This is a genomic window from Paenibacillus sp. FSL R7-0272, assembly GCF_037969905.1.
GTDB classification, from domain to species: domain Bacteria; phylum Bacillota; class Bacilli; order Paenibacillales; family Paenibacillaceae; genus Paenibacillus; species Paenibacillus polysaccharolyticus.
In genome coordinates, this window is the sequence record NZ_CP150221.1 from 1,079,722 (window position 1) to 1,096,352 (window position 16,631).

A 16,631-nucleotide genomic window follows, 5' to 3' on the forward strand; every position below is an offset into this window, starting at 1 on the left:
AACTATACAGAACCGAATTGACACAGGTGACGGCGCCGGAGTCCGGCGTCGTTATGTGTGCCTTTTTTAGGCCATAGTGAGTCAATATTTACATGTACTCATTTACATCGAATTTGAATAATTAAATTTAGATTTATTGTTGGCTTGTATTGTTAACTGCATTATGACATGCTGTTTCGCTCATTATTTGAACGGAAGCGTATGCATAGTGATATCTATTTATCTATATAATTTGAACTATTAAATTACAGAATAACGGAGAGGACAGAAAAAACCTGAAGAAGCGAAGCGTTCGCCTTTATCACCGGATTTTCCCTTTTTAAAAGGGAATCAAAAAATCTGGGGATAACAGCGATCGGAAGGTTATTCTGTCATCGAAGTGCATGTGTAAATATATGGAGTTCAACTTATATCGCATTTTATATTACTAAAGGAGCCAACCAATGAGAACAGTCACATCATTCTTGAAAAAACCGCAGGGGTTGCTGGTTTTATCACTCGTTCTGGTTATTTTCGGCAGCTTGTTTGCCGGCATGTTCAACACATCCTTCTATTCCGTCAAGGTTAAAGAGATCAAATTCCAGGCTGACCACGGAACATTATCGGGTCTGCTGTACATGCCAAAAGGCGCGGGTGCTGATGACAAAAGACCGGTCATCATTACAACACATGGTTATTTGAACACGAAAGAAATGCAGGATGCACCTGCCATTGAGATGTCCAGACGTGGTTACATCGTGCTCGCACTCGATATGTATGATCACGGGGATTCCCGCTGGAGTGCTCCTATTCCGGTGAAAGATATGTTCGGCACGTTCTGGATTTATTCTCAATTCGATGCAGCTAAATATATCTATGATCAGGATTTCACCAAAAAAGATGATAAAGGTAACGCATATGTTGCTGTGAGCGGTCACTCCATGGGCGGATTCTCGACACTGCTCTCCATGTACATGGATGAGATGACTGCATTGCAAACTGGTCACCGCATGATCTATACAGGAATCTCTGTAGGCGCGGATTATTCGTATGCGGCAGCCGTGGCTCCGCAAGATCAGCTGCAAGCAGCTTTTGGAAGCCGTACAGTAGGGATGATTGCGGGTAAATATGACGAGTTTTTCTTCAATAAATCCGACGAAGAGAAGACAGCCGCTGAAAAAGAAATCAAAGGTACCGTGATGCGCAAAGATTTTGCCGCAACGATCTCGGGTAAAGCATTCCTCGGACTGGCTGCAGATGCGCCAAGAGCGGAAACAGACAAGTTTACTGAAGTTCAGTCTGGTGACCTGATGGTTGATGGCAAAGTGGTACGTCCTTCGCAAACAGGTGAGCACATCATGTTCACACCGAATCAGACTCACCCGTGGAACCATTTCTCGCCAACAACAACGGGACATCTGATCGACTTTTACGCGCATGCTTTCAATGGGGTAACGTCACCGAACCAGACCAATGTGAATCTGGGATCGGGAAATCAGATCTGGTGGGCGAAGGAAGCTTTTAACTTTGTAGCCTTGATCGGTTTCTTCCTGATGATCGTGCCTTTGATTACGTTGCTACTTAGACTGCCATTGCTGCGTAAGGCTGTTAGCAACGAGATCGCAACAGTTTCCGCTGCCGTAAGTGGCAAGCAAAAAACGATCTACTGGCTCGCGATTGCGTTCAGCACGCTGATCCCGGCTATTCTTTTCCCAACGCTAATGGATAAATCGGCAGACGGATTGAATGTATTGCGTATCATTGCTCTGATCTTGTTGATCGCAAGTGTGCTTGGTGCAGTCATTGGATTTGTCTTGGCTGGAAGCAAAAAGAATGATTACGCGGCAAGCCGCCGGATGAAAAATATGGGCGTAGGTAGCGTACTACTGGCTATTGTATCCCTCGTGATGTGGATTGTGTTTAACTATGCAAACAAAATTGTCGTTACAGGCACATATTTCAATGAACCAACCACGAACCAGATTGTATACTGGGCGCTGGTATCGGCATTGATTATGATTCTGGTGACCTTTGCATTCCACTATTTCTCCAAAAAGGATGCGGGCACTCGTTTCAGTGATTACGGAATCAGCTTGAATATCGGAACCATCATTGCCAGCCTTGTGACAGCTGTACTGGCTATTGTCATCGGGTATGCACTACTGTTCGCGGTACAGGCCATCTTCGGAACCGACTTCCGGATCTGGACGTTTGCGGTACGTACGTTTGAACAGGCACATTTCGTGACTGCACTGCGTTATGCACCACTGTTCCTGATCTATTACTTTGTGAGTGCTGTTGCTCTGAATGCAAATACCCGCGGCAAACGCGGCGGTATGTTCCTGGCTATCGTCTTGAACGTTGGTGGCTTGGTATTGTGGATGCTGGCACAGTATGGCAAAGACTTTATGACAGGTGTGGCGCTGTATCCAACTCAAGCACTGAACGGCATTCTGTTGTTCGCGCTGGTGCCATGTCTGATCATCGCTGCCGTATACGCACGCAAATTGTTTGAGAAAACGAACAATGTATGGCTCGCGGCATTTGTGAATACGTTGCTGTTTACGATGGTGACGGTGGCGAATACCGTTCTCTTCTGGAACTTGGTTTAATGTGAAAAAAGATATGGCGTGGCCTTTAGATTACACTTGACCACTCCGATGACTGACTATGCTGGTTGTGGTAGACACACGGGAACGTCACAGCCAGAAAACCTTACGATCGCCCTTATCCCCGGATTATGTTGATTGATTCCCTGAAGGGAACAATCCGGTGATAAATGCGAGCGCTCCGCTTCTCCAGGTTCTTTCTGTCTGCTTTGTTCTTGGTGTCTACAAAAGCGAGCATTCGTCTGTCATCTCTGTTCCGGTGTAATCAAAGGGCTACATATCCAACATTTTCAGATGAAACGTTGGATAGAATATAGACCGCTCTGTAGGCTATGGCTTACAGAGCGGTCATTTTTATATTGAGTAGACCCGGAACCATAGAATTTAATAGATAGTTTATAGTCTACAGAAAGATCTCAATTACATGAAAGTGGAGAGCGAAGTAGCAATATTGGCTTTAGCTATGGGAAATAGTGTAATCTGAGAGTAGATGTAACTTACTTGAACGAGAAGGGAACGAATCCATTCAATGACTCAAAAAATTTACTATGACGCTGCGTACACGCGCGAGTGGCATACACATATTACCAATCGAGTGACGAAAGAAGATGGCGTATACGTTACGCTCGCCGAGACGGCATTTTATCCGCATGGAGGCGGACAACCGTGTGATCTGGGACAGATTGGCGGCATTGCGGTTCTGGATGTGAACTTGGAAGACGGTGAAGTGTGGCATAAGCTGGAACGTTTCCCGGAGCAGGATGAAGTGCACTGTGAACTGGATTGGGAGCGAAGATTTGACCACATGCAGCAACATACGGGCCAGCATTTGTTATCGGCAATTACACTAAAACTGACGGATGCGATGACACTCAGTTTTCACCTGGGTACGGACTATGCAACGATTGATGTAGCTACAGAGACTCTTGACCCGGAACAACTGGCTGAAGTCGAGCAAGAGGTGAATCGGCAGATTGTTCGTAATGCTCCGGTTCGCTCATCTTGGGTTACCGCGGAAGAGGCGGCGCGACTGCCTTTAGTGAAGCAACCAACGGTGACGGAGGACATTCGCATCGTGGAGATTGAGGGTGTGGAATACAATGCTTGCGGTGGTACACATGTGGCGGCAACAGGCGAAATTGGCATCATTAAGTTGTTGAAAACGGAGAAGATCAAGAGTAACACACGAATTTATTTTAAATGCGGTACGAGAGCTTTGAACGAATTCGCGGCAATTCAGCAGGTGCTGAACGGCATTACGACCAAATTAAAGACAAGTCGGGACGAGCTTCTGGAGCGTATTGAGAAAATGGAACAGGAGCAGAAACAGCTGCAAAGCGAGCTGAATGCTGTAAAATCCACCAACGACGCTTACTATGCAGAGGAACTGCTTGCGGCACGTGAAGGGCTGGTTATTGCCCAGATTTTCGAGGACAAATCACTCAAGGACATGCAAAGCCTGGCTACCAAACTTACGGAAGAGCATGAAGGTTTGGTGCTGTTTGCCAGCATCTCGGAAGCGAAGGTTGTGCTGGCACAGAATGGACAGCCGCCAGAATGGGCGTGCGGGCCGTTTTTCAAAGGAAATCTCGGGGCTTACCAAGGCAAAGGTGGCGGCAGCGAGAAAATAGCTCAGGCAGGATTTGCGAGCAGTGAGGATGCGCTTGCGTTTTACGAATTCACCAAGGAGCAGCTTGGACACCATTCCTAAAGGTTGAAGGAGGCGGAAGCATGACTGAACGTATTCCATGTGTACGCGAAGGATGCGACCATATGGTTTTACCAGCAACAGCAGCTAAAACAGGTGGGTATTGTATGCCTTGTAAACAGGAGATGGAACGGGAGGCACACCAGCGTTATATTGAGGCGAATCGGCGCGATGTCAATCTGTATGAGGGCATTACGGATGTAGCGCAGATTCTGAAAATCATGCATGAACCCCGGACATATAACGAACTTATTCGATATGTACCGTATATGTACTCCATGGAACAAGTGTATCTGTCCCTTACAGCAGAGCAGCAACATGAGATGAAGCGTTACGCAATGGAGTTGATCCGCTCAGATGACGAGGACGGCGGTAAGGATATTTTGCAGTATCTTGTTTGTTATCATGATCTGCCCTTGACGTCGGAAATTCCTGAACTTTTGGAGCGGGAGATTGTTTATCCAGCGGTTTTGTTCAAAAGCGCCTCTGGCGAGACGCGAGATCATCTGATTCAGCAGGTGAACAACGATGGGGAGAATCGTAACCACTTTCTGATCATGCTGGCTTATATCGGTGACGAAGTGGTTGTACAACAGTTCTTGCAGTGGAGGCAGGCTCCGCCCCTGTGGGCCAGCGAGCTGTATGTCGCACCTGAGCGTTACACGTTGCAGGCGGGTTGGGAGTTAACCGAAGAAGGTCAACGCAGAGAATTGTTCATCACTCCGAGTTATTCATTGTATGAAGCAGAACACAGTGATGTAGAGGCAGGCGAGAGTGAGAACCTGAATGGTTCTCCGATTTCTTTACTTGTGCCAAGTTCCAAGCTTTGTCCATGGTGTGGTAGTTCATTTATCAGCTTAATGAATTTACATGTGAAACATCCATCGCTTCGGTCTGTTCACTGGAACTCTCCACAACTTGATGTGCAGACCTGCTTGGTATGCAGCAGTTACAGCGTGGTGTACATGGAAATGGATGCAGAAGGGAATCCGATCTGGAGTAAGTATAATGTGAAGCCCGACGGATTTGATGAAATTGATGTAGAAGAGATGAGCGTAGATGTTTCGGGAGTTAGCTCAAGTAGCTTAAATGTAGGTAGCCTTGCTGGCGAGGGAGAGTGGTCAGAAGGGGCGCAGGAGCAGGTACAGCGACGTTGGTTCCGTATCGCGTCGGAACCGCGTCAGCCTTATCATGGCAGTGAGTGGGCAATGGAACCTTCTATATCACAGGTTGGGGGTCACCCCGGCTGGGTGCAAGATGCAGATTATCCAGTATGTCCAGCCTGCTCTGCTACGATGAAAGCTATCGGACAGTTGGACGGTGAGATGATTCAGGAGAATGGTGAAGGTGTGTATTACATGTTTGCGTGTGAGCCATGCCAGATGACAGCAGTATCGTATCAGCAATCATAATATAATCCACCCACTTTCTTATCGTTTTCCAGCATGAAGTGACTGTTGTCATAAAACCTGACATCGTTGTAATATATAATCATTGATCAGCTTCGTGGAGAGAGATAAATTACAAAATGTCGGCAGGAGTGGGAACGATGGAAATAAGAGTGGATGATTTGAATGGAGATCAGGTAAAAGCGCTAATCGCGGAACATTTGATGGGCATGGCAGCGGATTCGCCGCCGGAAAGTATACATGCACTGAATCTGGATGGACTGAAGAAACCCGAGATTACGTTCTGGTGTGCATGGGACGGAGAGGAACTGCTCGGCTGCGGGGCGATCAAGGAACTGAACGCGGAGCATGCTGAACTGAAATCGATGCGTACGGCTGCCGCCCACTTGCGTAAAGGGGTAGCTCGCCGAATCTTGACTCACATTATTGAAGAGGCTACGTCTCGCGGATATCAGCGTATCAGTCTGGAGACAGGTTCAATGGATTCTTTTATCCCGGCACGCAAGCTGTATGAAGACTTTGGTTTTGCATATTGCGAGCCGTTTGCGGACTATATTTTAGACCCGAATAGTACATTTATGACCAAAGTTATTGGATAACCTTATAGATGATGAATCTAAACGGAAACAGCCAGTCTCTCTAGTATAGGGGAGGCTGGCTTTTGACGTTTATTTATGTGTTGAAGTGTTTATGGATTTGAAGAAAAAAATGAAACATTTGATACAGTTCATACAGCGTAAAAAGTGATAAACTAAAATTCGGGGTTTGAACGCTGTGACGCACCAAAGAATGGAGAGTGCAGGAGAATGCTCTACTGGTGGTTTGAAGGAATGAACCCATTGTTCGTTGGATTCGTATTGTGTCCCATATTGGCTGTGATTCTGGGTGTGTGCTGGTATGCTTCGAAATGGTGCAGTAGGACAATTGCTTTGGGTATATCTCTTTTGCTGCCTTTGCTGTATATCACCAGTGATTGGGGGACGTTTACCGCCAATCTGGATGCATGGCTACTTTATGGAATAGGGTATAGTTTGATAACATGGGCAACATACCGATTACTTTGTACACTTAAAGGGTATAAATCATAGGCATGTCATAAGTTTGGGATGAATTGGCCATACAGATTGGGTGGGCTGTTTCATCATGGATAGGGTATACTGGACTTTATATTGCTCAAAAATAGACAAGGATTACAGACGTTTTTGTACCTCAGGAGGATTTCAATTGGCTCAGACTCAGACGGAAGAATCATTACAGAAAAAATTAAAACCCAGACACATTACCTTTATGGCGATGGGTGGTGTTATTGGGACAGGCATTTTTAAAGGCAGTGCAGGTACGATTGGACTTGCAGGCCCAGGTGTTATTGTAACGTACATTTTTGCCGGACTGTTGTTGCTTGTGGTTATGGCTGCGATGGCAGAGATGGCTACGGTGTACAAGAACAGAAATATGAAAGATTTTGTACAGGAAGCGTTCGGTAGCCGAGTTTCGTTTATTATGGGATGGATGTACTGCTTCTTGTGGTTATCGGTATGTGTCATCGAGGTTATTGCTGCGGGCAGTTTCCTGCAATATTGGTTCGCGGACGTACCACTATGGATGCTAAGTCTGGCGTGTGCGGCATTTATTATATTGGTGAATTTGCTCAGCGTGGGTGTGTTCGGTGAGTTTGAGTTTTGGCTGGCCGGGATCAAAATTGCGATGATTATTATTTTTATCGTGCTCGGGGCAGGGCTAATCTTTGGTATTATTCCAAGTGACAACACACCATATTTACAAAACTACACGCAGGCGGGTGGGTTCTTCCCGAACGGATTGACATCGATCTTCTCTGCACTGCTTGTGGTTATGTTCTCGTATGGAGGATCGGAGCTGATCGGCCTGACCTTGACGGAAACGGAAAATGCGGAGAAAGTGATGCCCAAGATCGTGGGCAATTTCATGTTCAGAATCATTTTGTTCTTCACGTTGCCGATTCTGATTATCTGTGGTCTGATTCCATGGAACGAGATTGGGCCGGAAAGTAGCCCGTTTGTACAGGTACTGGCATCAACTGGCCTGCCGGGTGCTGCACATATTATGAACTTTATATTGGTGACGGCGGTGCTGTCCGCAGCGAACTCGGGTATCTACGGGGCATCCCGCATGATGCATTCTATGGCCGTCGGCGGGGAGGCGCCTAAAGCACTCGCCAAAACCAACCGCAACGGTAGCCCAATTAATACGTTGCTGGTGTGTACCGTTGTTCTGCTGGCAGGTTCCTTGTTAGGACTGTTTGCCCAAGATCAGCTGTTTAGAGTGTTGCTTGCTGTTCCGGGATTTGTCGTGATTCTGGTCTGGATCTGCATCGCTGCTTCTCAGCTGAAATTACGTAAAAAGTATCCGGTTCAGCCTACATTCAAGGTATGGGGATTCCCTTATATCACCGGGGCGGTTGTCTTGATCCTGAGCGTCATTGCTCTGATGTTTGTGTTTGATGAAGGCAACCGGTTCAGTATTAGCATCTGTCTCGGTGTACTTGCATTGCTGACGATCTGGTCTTTGATTCGATTCCGTAAGATGAATAACAAATCAGCTTAAAGAGGCTAAGTAAAAACAAGGTACAGATGATCTCACATTGTTGAGATGTCTGTACCTTTTTTGATAAGCATATCTATGTTGTTTCTTAGAAAAGATGATTTTGATTATACTGCTGACTTTAACAGATTAAATTATTTTCCTACATACTTATCCATAAAACGGTCCACTCTTGCAAAATACTCCGTTGGATAATGATTGATAGCATCAATGTGTTCGGTATTTGCTGGATACCATACCTCTGCATTCGGGTTATCCTTCAAGTTCTCAAAGATCTTTTCTGAATTTGTATAACTGATCTGTTGATCTCCAGTACCGTGAATGAGCATAACCGGTTTATTTTGCATCTTCTTCACTGCATCCATAGGCGACACAGAATCAAGATCTACGTCGAAGGCCCAATTAGCCATCCATGTGGAGGTATAACCGAATGGGAATGCTGGTAAACCGGAGAATACAGGCAGACCCTCTCTTAAAAATAAACCGGCATTACGAAACGGACTATCCGCCACGACAGCTTCAATATCATCACTTTCACTTGTAGCTAGCAGGGACGTCGCAGCACCCATAGAGAAGCCAATGACCCCAATATGCTCGCCTACCTCGCCTCTGGATTTCAAATAATCAACTGCTGCAAGCAGGTCATATTTCTCTCGCAGACCGAGTGTGATCATCTCGCCATCGGATTTACCTTGTGCACTGAGATCAAAGGCCAATATATTATAACCTTTCGGGATAAAATGCTCTGCCAATTTTGGTGTACGTCCCTTGACGAGGCGATTACTTGTATATCCATGCACGACAATAAGCGTTTTGTTACTTGCTTTGCCTGAAGAAATGTTTGCCGGGAAGAAGGTGCCTCTTATCGTATTATCACTTTTTAAACTTTTGAACTCAACGAACTCATAGGGCGTTTTATCCATGTTCAATTCATAGCTGACATTCGTATCTCTTGGATGGTGTAAGAGGATGTCTACGACTTTATAAGATATGAAGAACACAACACTTAAGATAAGTACGAGTGCAATCCCCAGGCTCCATAATAGCTTCTTATGTTTTTTAATTTGATCTTTAAATGTCGAACCGAGTTCGATCGACGGTTGTTGTTGATTCATTTTATTTCCTCCAGTGTTAGTTCTTGCTGTGTTGCGCGGGGGCAAACATATAATAGGCGTGTGCCTTCAGGTTTTCCCATTCCGGATGATGAACAATATCTTCTCCGAGAGTTAACGCTACTCCATTTAAGAAGGAGATGTAGCTCCGTGAGATCATGGCCGGTGAGAAACCTGAGTTGAATTCTCCCGTGGATTGTCCTTTTGCATAAACGGATTCAATCTTGTCTGTCATTACTTTTATACTGTCCAGAACCTTCTGAGTAAGCTCCGGGAACCTTATTCGTTGTCCCAATACAGACTGAACAAGTCGTAACTCATTGGTATAGAAGTAAATATGGTCGAATTGGTCTTTGACCATATTTTTAAGTAATTCGGCTGGCGTTCCGTTTTGTTGCAGCAGAGCAAGTGATTTCTTCTGGATATCTTCAAGCGGTTCCAGGACAGCTGCATGAAACAAAGCTTCTTTGTTTGGAAAGTACTGAAATATGGTTCCAGAAGTCACACCGATATTTTTAGCGATAAGAGCCGTTGTGGTGTTTGAATACCCATTTTCAGCAAACAAGATGACAGCTTCTTCCAAAATGCGTTTACGTCGCTCAAGCCGTTTCTCTTCATTAACAGTTCTAGCCACAAAAATTCTCCTTTCTCTTATCTGCACATTAATTAATTAATTAATTAACTGATCAATTAATTAATAATATAGCCGAATCTATCTTATATGACAATAGTAAGTTTTGAATCGGTGCAGTGGGGGACATCTAGGTCACAAATACTGTTACAAATAGGGTGTACTGGGGGTAATAGGAACTAAAGGATTAAGTCAGGAGTCTCTACGAAAAGAATTTCAATCCAGTTATACTGAATCCCATGTGCTGGTGGATGAACTGGCATATATGAAACACAGAATTTTCGTGTAACAACGAAATACATAATTAGAACGATATCGATTACGAGGTACACCATGACAACGATTAAAGTAACCCCGGAACAGCTATTGTCCGTTTCAAAACAGTTCGCTTCAGCCCAAAGTCAGATTGCTCAGATGAATCACATCTTGAAACAACAGCTGTTCGAAATTGAAAGGCAGTGGAACGGGAGCACCAAGGAACGATTTTATGCTGATTTCATCGCGGCGCAACGAGTGATGGACAACTTCAGTTCACTCTCCCTCTCGATTGCCAAAACGCTTGAAGGACATGCGGAGAAATTCAGACTGGCGGATCAGCAGACTACGCAATCCTACGATGCCAATTGCATGCCGCCTCCACCGGATGAATGCCGGGCTCCCACTGTAGACAATCGTAATGCTTTTCAAAAATCGGTGGATAGTTTGAAAGAACTGGGTACTGGTTTTATGCAGGCTGCAGATGACCGCTACCAGAAGCGTTACGACAGTGTCGGCGGATTTCTGGACTATTGGACGTTTGGTATCCCAAGTGGTCTGGTGGAAGGTTACATGGATAGAGCGGATAAAGCCTTTAATTCTGCCAATGATACAGCCAATTGGCTGACATTTGGCATCCATGGTACAATCCGTGAAGCGATATTCCCCACGAATGCCTGGTCCAGCGAACATTGGGCCAATATGATGGGCATGGGAGGCATGATGGTCGGCGGTGGCCTCACCGCCAAGATGATCAAACCGCATAATTTACTGATCTCGTCAGGAGGCGGCACCAAGGTTAGTGCGTTTGATCGTTTGCCTGAGGCGGGACGGATGACGGAAAATAGTAAGATCACTCGAACAGGCGCAGAATGGGATGAGTACTTACGTTCGAAATATGGTGATGATAATGTTACATGGGTGAATAAAAATAATTTTGAGTATTTGGACGGTTTTGACGATCATCTAATAAATGCACAAAGTATTGTAAGGAAAAAGAATAAAGGGATTGTCGGAGGTCACAATTTAGAAAGTTTCGAAAGGATTTTAACAGACCAAGGTTGGAATCTTGAGGAACTTATTGTTTCGAAAACACCACATCCTACAATATCTGGAGTCCTCGAGATTGATTATAGAATTCCGGCACTTGATAGGGAATTGAAAGTAATAGCTGATCAGTATAAAAATATTCCAAGTCCTAAGACTGTATATGATCCAAAAGTAATTTCAAATGAACAAATGATACAATGGGGAAAAGAAGCGATGGCGAGTGGAGAGATTGTGGTTAGGGAAATTCGTGGAACAGCATCGAACGGTCTAAAATTCACAGGATATCTTAATGAAAGTGGAAAAGTAACCAACTTCTTTCCGACGATATCAGAATAATGTATAGGAGGATGATTTTGATGAATGCCAAATTAACAGAAAAAGAGTTAATAGATATGTATTATCGACATCTTGAGGGAAAATATTTTTTAGATGCACTTAAAAAATATAGCGTTGGAGAAGGGTATGGTGGTAGTGAGAGTGTTTGGTGTGTTTTTGCTGGTGAGATAGATGAATGGGAAGAAGAATATTTCGGAGATACGGGGGTTTGTTATTTTTTTGATTATCCTGCGGTAGAGAAAGATCAGACAGTTGTACTGGATTACTCCACTTTTTATCAGTATCTATGGGAAGCCAGTATTGACTATTTAAAGAGTAATCCAAATGTTAAGGATGAGGTTGAAGTTCGACTAATAGAAATCAAGCAAAAGTTTAATATTGCATAAGCTGGGTAGGAGCATACCTAACTCATAGCATTAGATATTTTTCATGATTGACCTTTTATCCGATCAAACGATTTTATGTAGAAAATGAATATACAATTGTTATCTCAGACAGAGAGACTCTCTCGAAACATAACCCACATAAGATGATAAAGTAACTACAGACCTCCAACTACCATGTTGGAGTTTTTCTTTGCCTGAAATCCTCTAAAAACCTCGCTAAATAACCCTTTTTAAAGTCCCTAATACCAAAGCGAATACGGAAATGATAACGTTTTTATGTAAATCCAATATTTTCTTGCGTAATTCGACATATTCGTATACTATTTTCCCATACTTAGTGCTTCAAACATATGTTTTTTGGGTACGGCCTAGTCAAAAAGGCTTGGGTTCGTGGGGAGGAAGAGGGAGCAAATGATCGGTTTTTTCAGGAAACGTCTGGTTGTGCGCATTGCGGCTATTGTTACACTGGTCATTACGATTATAGCTGCGGGAAGTATGCTGACGCAGATCGCTAATGTGAAACTTGCTGCGCAGGGGGCTATCACAAGCTACAATATTCAGATTGCCGAGAGTTATGTGAAGCAATTGGATACAGCATCATATGTGGACTTTGCCAAGGACCCCGAGGAAAATGAGGAGTATCTCCGTATTCGGGATGAATTGGATGATTTTCGAGTGCGTATTGGTGCCATGTATGTGTATTTCGTCAAAATTGACGATAAAGGAACGCCGCTGATCATGGTGGATGGCATGAAGGATGCGGATAAAGCTTCAGCAATTAACGAAGTAACGGACATTCCTGCAGATGCGGTGCAGAAGTTGCTACAAGGGGAAACAGCAAGTTCGCCGATCATTAACAATCCAGAGTACGGTAATTATATTTCTTCCTACGCTCCAATTCTGAATAGCAACGGTACTCTTGCGGGTGTAATTGGTATCGATACAGGGATTTCTGTTATCGGAGGTATCGAAACCGATATTTTGAGATCAAGTCTGCCGTTGTATGTGATCCTACTGCTCGCTACTCTTGCAGGTATTGCTATAGTGATGTGGTTTATCGTTAGAGGACTGCGCCCTCTCCATCCGCTGAAATCAAGTGTGGAAAAGATGGCACAAGGTGAGCTTGCCGAAGCCAATCGCATTTTGACAGCCTATCGTTTGAAGAGCAGAGATGAGATCGGAACAACGTATCAGGCGATGATACATATGTCTGGGAATTTAAATAAAATAGTAAGTGACATGGTTGGAGGGGTAGCTTCAACAACCGAATTGTTATCCGAATCCACGAAAGAGTTTAATCGGAGTACGGAAGAAATGCTTGCCATGAGCAAAACAGTGGATCGTGCTGTTGAGGAAATAAGACAAGGTGCGCATACACAGAAGCAGAGTGCAAGTGACAGTGCGCATGCTATGGAAGAGATTGCAAAAGGCATCAACGATATATCTGAATCCTCCAATGTGGTATCGGATGCGGCAACAATGGCGCTGACTACGGCGGAATCGGGGCAGCAACGCATGACGATTATGAAGAAACAGATGGAAAACATCTCTGCAGTATCTGGAGAGGTTACCACGATGGTGCAGGTGTTAAACAACTATTCTACTGAAATCGGTGGTGCACTGCATACGGTACGTGACTTCGCAAGTCAAACCAAACTGCTCGCGCTTAATGCCTCCATTGAGGCTGCACATGCGGGTGAGCATGGAAAGGGTTTTGCGGTTGTGGCAGAAGAAGTGAGGAAACTTGCCGAAGCCTCCAGTTCGTCTATGGAACGAATCTCGGACTTATTACTTCGTATTGAACAGGAGTCACAGCAGATAGGTTCCCGAATGGGGGTTACTGCCCAGGAGATTGGTCAGGGGGTCGTATTTACAACTGAAGCAGAGCAGGCCTTCTCACAAGTCGTGGATGCGTTCCAACTAGTTACCCAGCGTATACAGGAGGTCTCTGCTGCGGCTGAAGAAATTACGGCCGGATCGGAAGAGGCGGCAGCTTCGGTCAACACGATTTCACAGATTTCCGCAGGCGTGTCGGATCACTCGGATGAGATATACCGTTTGATGCAGGATCAATCGGTGATGTTCCGTAAGGTGGCCGAAACGTCTACGATGCTGGAACAGCAAACGAATGAGATGAGTGAAGCAGTGAAAAAGGTGAAGGTGTAAGTAAAACCATAAGAAGCGGGAGTCCTTTACCGTACGATTATAGAAGAGATGAAGAAGAATACAGGATAGAGGCAACTTAATTAAAGACAACGAAGTAAAGTGCTCCGCCTGAGTGGCGAAGCACTTTTTTGCTGAAGGAATATAATATACAAGCATGGACAGCAGATTATAGATGACCGAGTTCTATCGCTTGTTTGAAACGACGGGCAAATTGTTCTGCCGCAGCTGCAGCCTCCCTGAATTCCGTCTGAACAAATCCGATCTGCATTTTGGGCTGCTGGATCTCGGTAATTTCGACCATCTTAATTAACCCCTCTTTCCAAAGCGGGTGTTGGTGAAAGGAAAAATCATGCCCAATAGTCGCGGCAATATTATTGGTTAACACGGTGCTGATAGCCTCCGAATTATTGGTCTTGAATAAGATGGATAAAGGCCCATATTCGTAGGTGAACTCCTGCAGAAAATCTTCAATGAAACCGTCCCGATATAACGCTAGATTATAGTCTTTTAGTTGCTCAGGAGTCACGCGTGCGTGCTTAGCCAGTTCAGACAGTTGATGGGTGCATACAACAAGCTTGCTTGAATACATCGGTGTGAAATGTAGCCCATCCAATTCACGCAGCTGTTTTGCATATAGGGCGATAAAGCCCAGATGGGTTTTGTTGCTCCGGATGTCCTCAATGATCTCCATCGAACCCTTTTCTTCAATTGATAACCTCAGTTGCGGATGATCCCGTTTCATATCGGCAGCCGATTGCACCAAGTAAGGCATAACACTCGGGAAAGTAGCCACATGAAGATCACCGGTCAATGTAGATGTCGTTGCATTTAGTGATTTCAATTCATCAATTCGCTGCAAAATGTCCAGCGCTTTGGCGATAAATTGTTTCCCATCCGGCGTGGGATGAGTGCCTTGTCTGGAACGCTCGAATAGTACCAGCCCCAGCTCTTTTTCCAGGCGATGAACCGATTGGCTGATCGCAGATTGCGTGACATGAAGATGCTCCGAGGCGGCGGAGAACGATTGCGTTTTGGCGATTTCGACAACGTATTCGAGTTGTTCCAGATTCATGCGATCATCCCTTTTTAGCATTAGTATAAGTAATGTTAACATAAGTATCTATAAATATGAATAATGGTTGAATAGCGATATAATATATAGACAAGCAGAACATTCTTGTATTAACAGTTTAGATAAAAGGGGATGTACAGAATGAAGGCAGCAGTATGGTATGGTCATAAAGACGTGCGTGTGGAAGATCGTGAGGTTCCGGTTGCAAAGTCTGGCCAGGTGCAGATCAAAGTCGAGTATGCCGGAATCTGCGGCAGTGACTTACACGCGTATCATCATGGTGTAGGTATTCAAGAGGGAGAGAATCATCCGCTTTCAGGACAAAAAGCGCCGCTGACACTGGGACACGAGTTTGCAGGAACAGTAAGTGCTCTAGGTGATAATGTAAGCGGTATCAATGTTGGTGATCGCGTGGTGGTTGAACCTCTCTACCATTGTGGAACGTGTGAGTACTGTATTCAAGGTAGATACAATCAGTGTACTCAATTTGGTTTTGTCGGATTGAACGGGGATGGCGGTTTTGCCGAATATGTAGTCGTGGAAGCGTATATGGTGCACCCGATTCCAGATCAAGTATCCTTTGAAGAAGGGGCGCTTGTTGAACCAACTGCCGTAGCTTTCCATGCCGTACGTCACAGCAAGCTGAAAGTGGGAAATAAGGTTGCTGTATACGGAGCTGGGCCGATTGGTTTGCTGACCATCTTGTCAGCCAAAGCAGCTGGGGCATCTGAAGTGTACGCTGTCGATGTATTCGAAGATCGTCTGGAACTGGCGGCTAAACTTGGCGCAATTCCGGTAAATAGCAGTAAGTTGGATGCAACACAGGTCATTACGCAGCAATCGGGTGGAATCGATGTCGCGTATGAAGCAGCTGGCGTGCAACCGACGATGGACAGTGCTGTGTCCGTGATTAAAAAAGGTGGAGAAGTTGTGGTGATCGCCGCGATTCCGAACCCGCTTCACGTGAACTTCTTCGACATGCTGGTAAAAGAAGCGAATCTGACCGCCACATTGGCGTACCGACACATCTTCCCTGAGGTCATCTCACTCATTGCAGAAGGTGCACTCGATGTGAAGCAGGTAATCACCAAGAAAATTAAGCTGCATGATGTTGTGCAGGACGGACTTGAGCTGTTGATGAGCGACAAGAGTCATGCGAAGATTCTGATTGAGATTGGCGGTTAAGCTCGGGATCAACATGATAATCATGTAACTAATCATGTAAAGTTAAGATATCAAGTTTAAACAAAGAGGGCTGTTCCTCTTGTCATCTACAGATGGCAGGAGAACAGCCCTTTGTTTAATGGTATAAAGAGACATAACATTCTCCAGAATGCA

12 protein-coding genes are annotated in these 16,631 nt (G+C 44.9%); 9 read left to right on the forward strand and 3 right to left on the reverse strand.

Annotated features, from left to right (window positions below; all coding sequences use genetic code 11):
• Positions 1-443: 443 nt before the first annotated feature.
• The 5 genes from MKY23_RS04645 to MKY23_RS04665 all read left to right on the forward strand — a co-directional run bounded on the left by MKY23_RS04645 (position 444) and on the right by MKY23_RS04665 (position 8,288).
• A complete protein-coding gene (locus MKY23_RS04645; protein ID WP_339835732.1) occupies positions 444-2,591 on the forward strand; it encodes a hypothetical protein in 2,148 nt (715 codons plus the stop codon).
• A gap of 526 nt (positions 2,592-3,117) precedes the next feature.
• Complete coding sequence (locus MKY23_RS04650) at positions 3,118-4,299, forward strand: alanyl-tRNA editing protein (RefSeq protein ID WP_339835735.1); 1,182 nt, start codon at positions 3,118-3,120, stop codon at positions 4,297-4,299.
• A gap of 20 nt (positions 4,300-4,319) precedes the next feature.
• Positions 4,320-5,708: a DUF1963 domain-containing protein gene (locus MKY23_RS04655; RefSeq protein ID WP_339835737.1), complete on the forward strand. Its 1,389-nt coding sequence runs from the start codon at positions 4,320-4,322 to the stop codon at positions 5,706-5,708.
• A gap of 137 nt (positions 5,709-5,845) precedes the next feature.
• Positions 5,846-6,304 carry a GNAT family N-acetyltransferase gene (locus tag MKY23_RS04660; RefSeq protein ID WP_339835740.1) on the forward strand — a complete coding sequence of 153 codons (459 nt, stop codon included), beginning with the start codon at positions 5,846-5,848 and terminating at the stop codon, positions 6,302-6,304.
• 625 nt (positions 6,305-6,929) lie between these two features.
• On the forward strand, positions 6,930-8,288 hold the full coding sequence (locus tag MKY23_RS04665) for an amino acid permease (protein ID WP_260510949.1): 1,359 nt from the start codon (positions 6,930-6,932) through the stop codon (positions 8,286-8,288).
• A gap of 131 nt (positions 8,289-8,419) precedes the next feature.
• Here the strand turns inward: MKY23_RS04665 and MKY23_RS04670 are convergent, their stop codons facing one another.
• Complete coding sequence (locus tag MKY23_RS04670) at positions 8,420-9,400, reverse strand: alpha/beta hydrolase (protein ID WP_339835743.1); 981 nt, start codon at positions 9,398-9,400, stop codon at positions 8,420-8,422.
• 16 nt (positions 9,401-9,416) lie between these two features.
• A complete protein-coding gene (locus MKY23_RS04675) occupies positions 9,417-10,031 on the reverse strand; it encodes a TetR/AcrR family transcriptional regulator (protein ID WP_339835746.1) in 615 nt (204 codons plus the stop codon).
• Positions 10,032-10,361: 330 nt separating this feature from the next.
• Between MKY23_RS04675 and MKY23_RS04680 the strand changes: the two genes are divergently transcribed.
• The 3 genes from MKY23_RS04680 (at position 10,362) to MKY23_RS04690 (ending at position 14,221) form a co-directional block, all read left to right on the forward strand.
• Positions 10,362-11,669 (forward strand): WXG100 family type VII secretion target, encoded by a 1,308-nt coding sequence (locus MKY23_RS04680; protein WP_339835749.1) that lies wholly within the window; start codon positions 10,362-10,364, stop codon positions 11,667-11,669.
• Between the two features lie 20 nt (positions 11,670-11,689).
• Complete coding sequence (gene cdiI, locus MKY23_RS04685; RefSeq protein WP_154891164.1) at positions 11,690-12,055, forward strand: ribonuclease toxin immunity protein CdiI; 366 nt, start codon at positions 11,690-11,692, stop codon at positions 12,053-12,055.
• Positions 12,056-12,466: 411 nt separating this feature from the next.
• Positions 12,467-14,221: a HAMP domain-containing methyl-accepting chemotaxis protein gene (locus MKY23_RS04690; protein WP_339835754.1), complete on the forward strand. Its 1,755-nt coding sequence runs from the start codon at positions 12,467-12,469 to the stop codon at positions 14,219-14,221.
• Positions 14,222-14,387: 166 nt separating this feature from the next.
• Here the strand turns inward: MKY23_RS04690 and MKY23_RS04695 are convergent, their stop codons facing one another.
• Complete coding sequence (locus tag MKY23_RS04695; protein WP_339835757.1) at positions 14,388-15,293, reverse strand: LysR family transcriptional regulator; 906 nt, start codon at positions 15,291-15,293, stop codon at positions 14,388-14,390.
• A 141-nt stretch (positions 15,294-15,434) separates the two neighbouring features.
• Between MKY23_RS04695 and MKY23_RS04700 the strand changes: the two genes are divergently transcribed.
• Positions 15,435-16,478 carry a 2,3-butanediol dehydrogenase gene (locus MKY23_RS04700; protein WP_339835760.1) on the forward strand — a complete coding sequence of 348 codons (1,044 nt, stop codon included), beginning with the start codon at positions 15,435-15,437 and terminating at the stop codon, positions 16,476-16,478.
• The last annotated feature ends 153 nt before the right edge of the window (positions 16,479-16,631 follow it).

Coding starts and splice junctions, on each gene's coding strand:
- MKY23_RS04645 (WP_339835732.1), top strand. CDS start 444: ATGAGAACAGTCACATCATTCTTGAAAAAACCGCAGGGGTTGCTGGTT.
- MKY23_RS04650 (WP_339835735.1), top strand. CDS start 3,118: ATGACTCAAAAAATTTACTATGACGCTGCGTACACGCGCGAGTGGCAT.
- MKY23_RS04655 (WP_339835737.1), top strand. CDS start 4,320: ATGACTGAACGTATTCCATGTGTACGCGAAGGATGCGACCATATGGTT.
- MKY23_RS04660 (WP_339835740.1), top strand. CDS start 5,846: ATGGAAATAAGAGTGGATGATTTGAATGGAGATCAGGTAAAAGCGCTA.
- MKY23_RS04670 (WP_339835743.1), bottom strand. CDS start 9,400: ATGAATCAACAACAACCGTCGATCGAACTCGGTTCGACATTTAAAGAT.
- MKY23_RS04680 (WP_339835749.1), top strand. CDS start 10,362: ATGACAACGATTAAAGTAACCCCGGAACAGCTATTGTCCGTTTCAAAA.
- cdiI (WP_154891164.1), top strand. CDS start 11,690: ATGAATGCCAAATTAACAGAAAAAGAGTTAATAGATATGTATTATCGA.
- MKY23_RS04690 (WP_339835754.1), top strand. CDS start 12,467: ATGATCGGTTTTTTCAGGAAACGTCTGGTTGTGCGCATTGCGGCTATT.
- MKY23_RS04695 (WP_339835757.1), bottom strand. CDS start 15,293: ATGAATCTGGAACAACTCGAATACGTTGTCGAAATCGCCAAAACGCAA.
- MKY23_RS04700 (WP_339835760.1), top strand. CDS start 15,435: ATGAAGGCAGCAGTATGGTATGGTCATAAAGACGTGCGTGTGGAAGAT.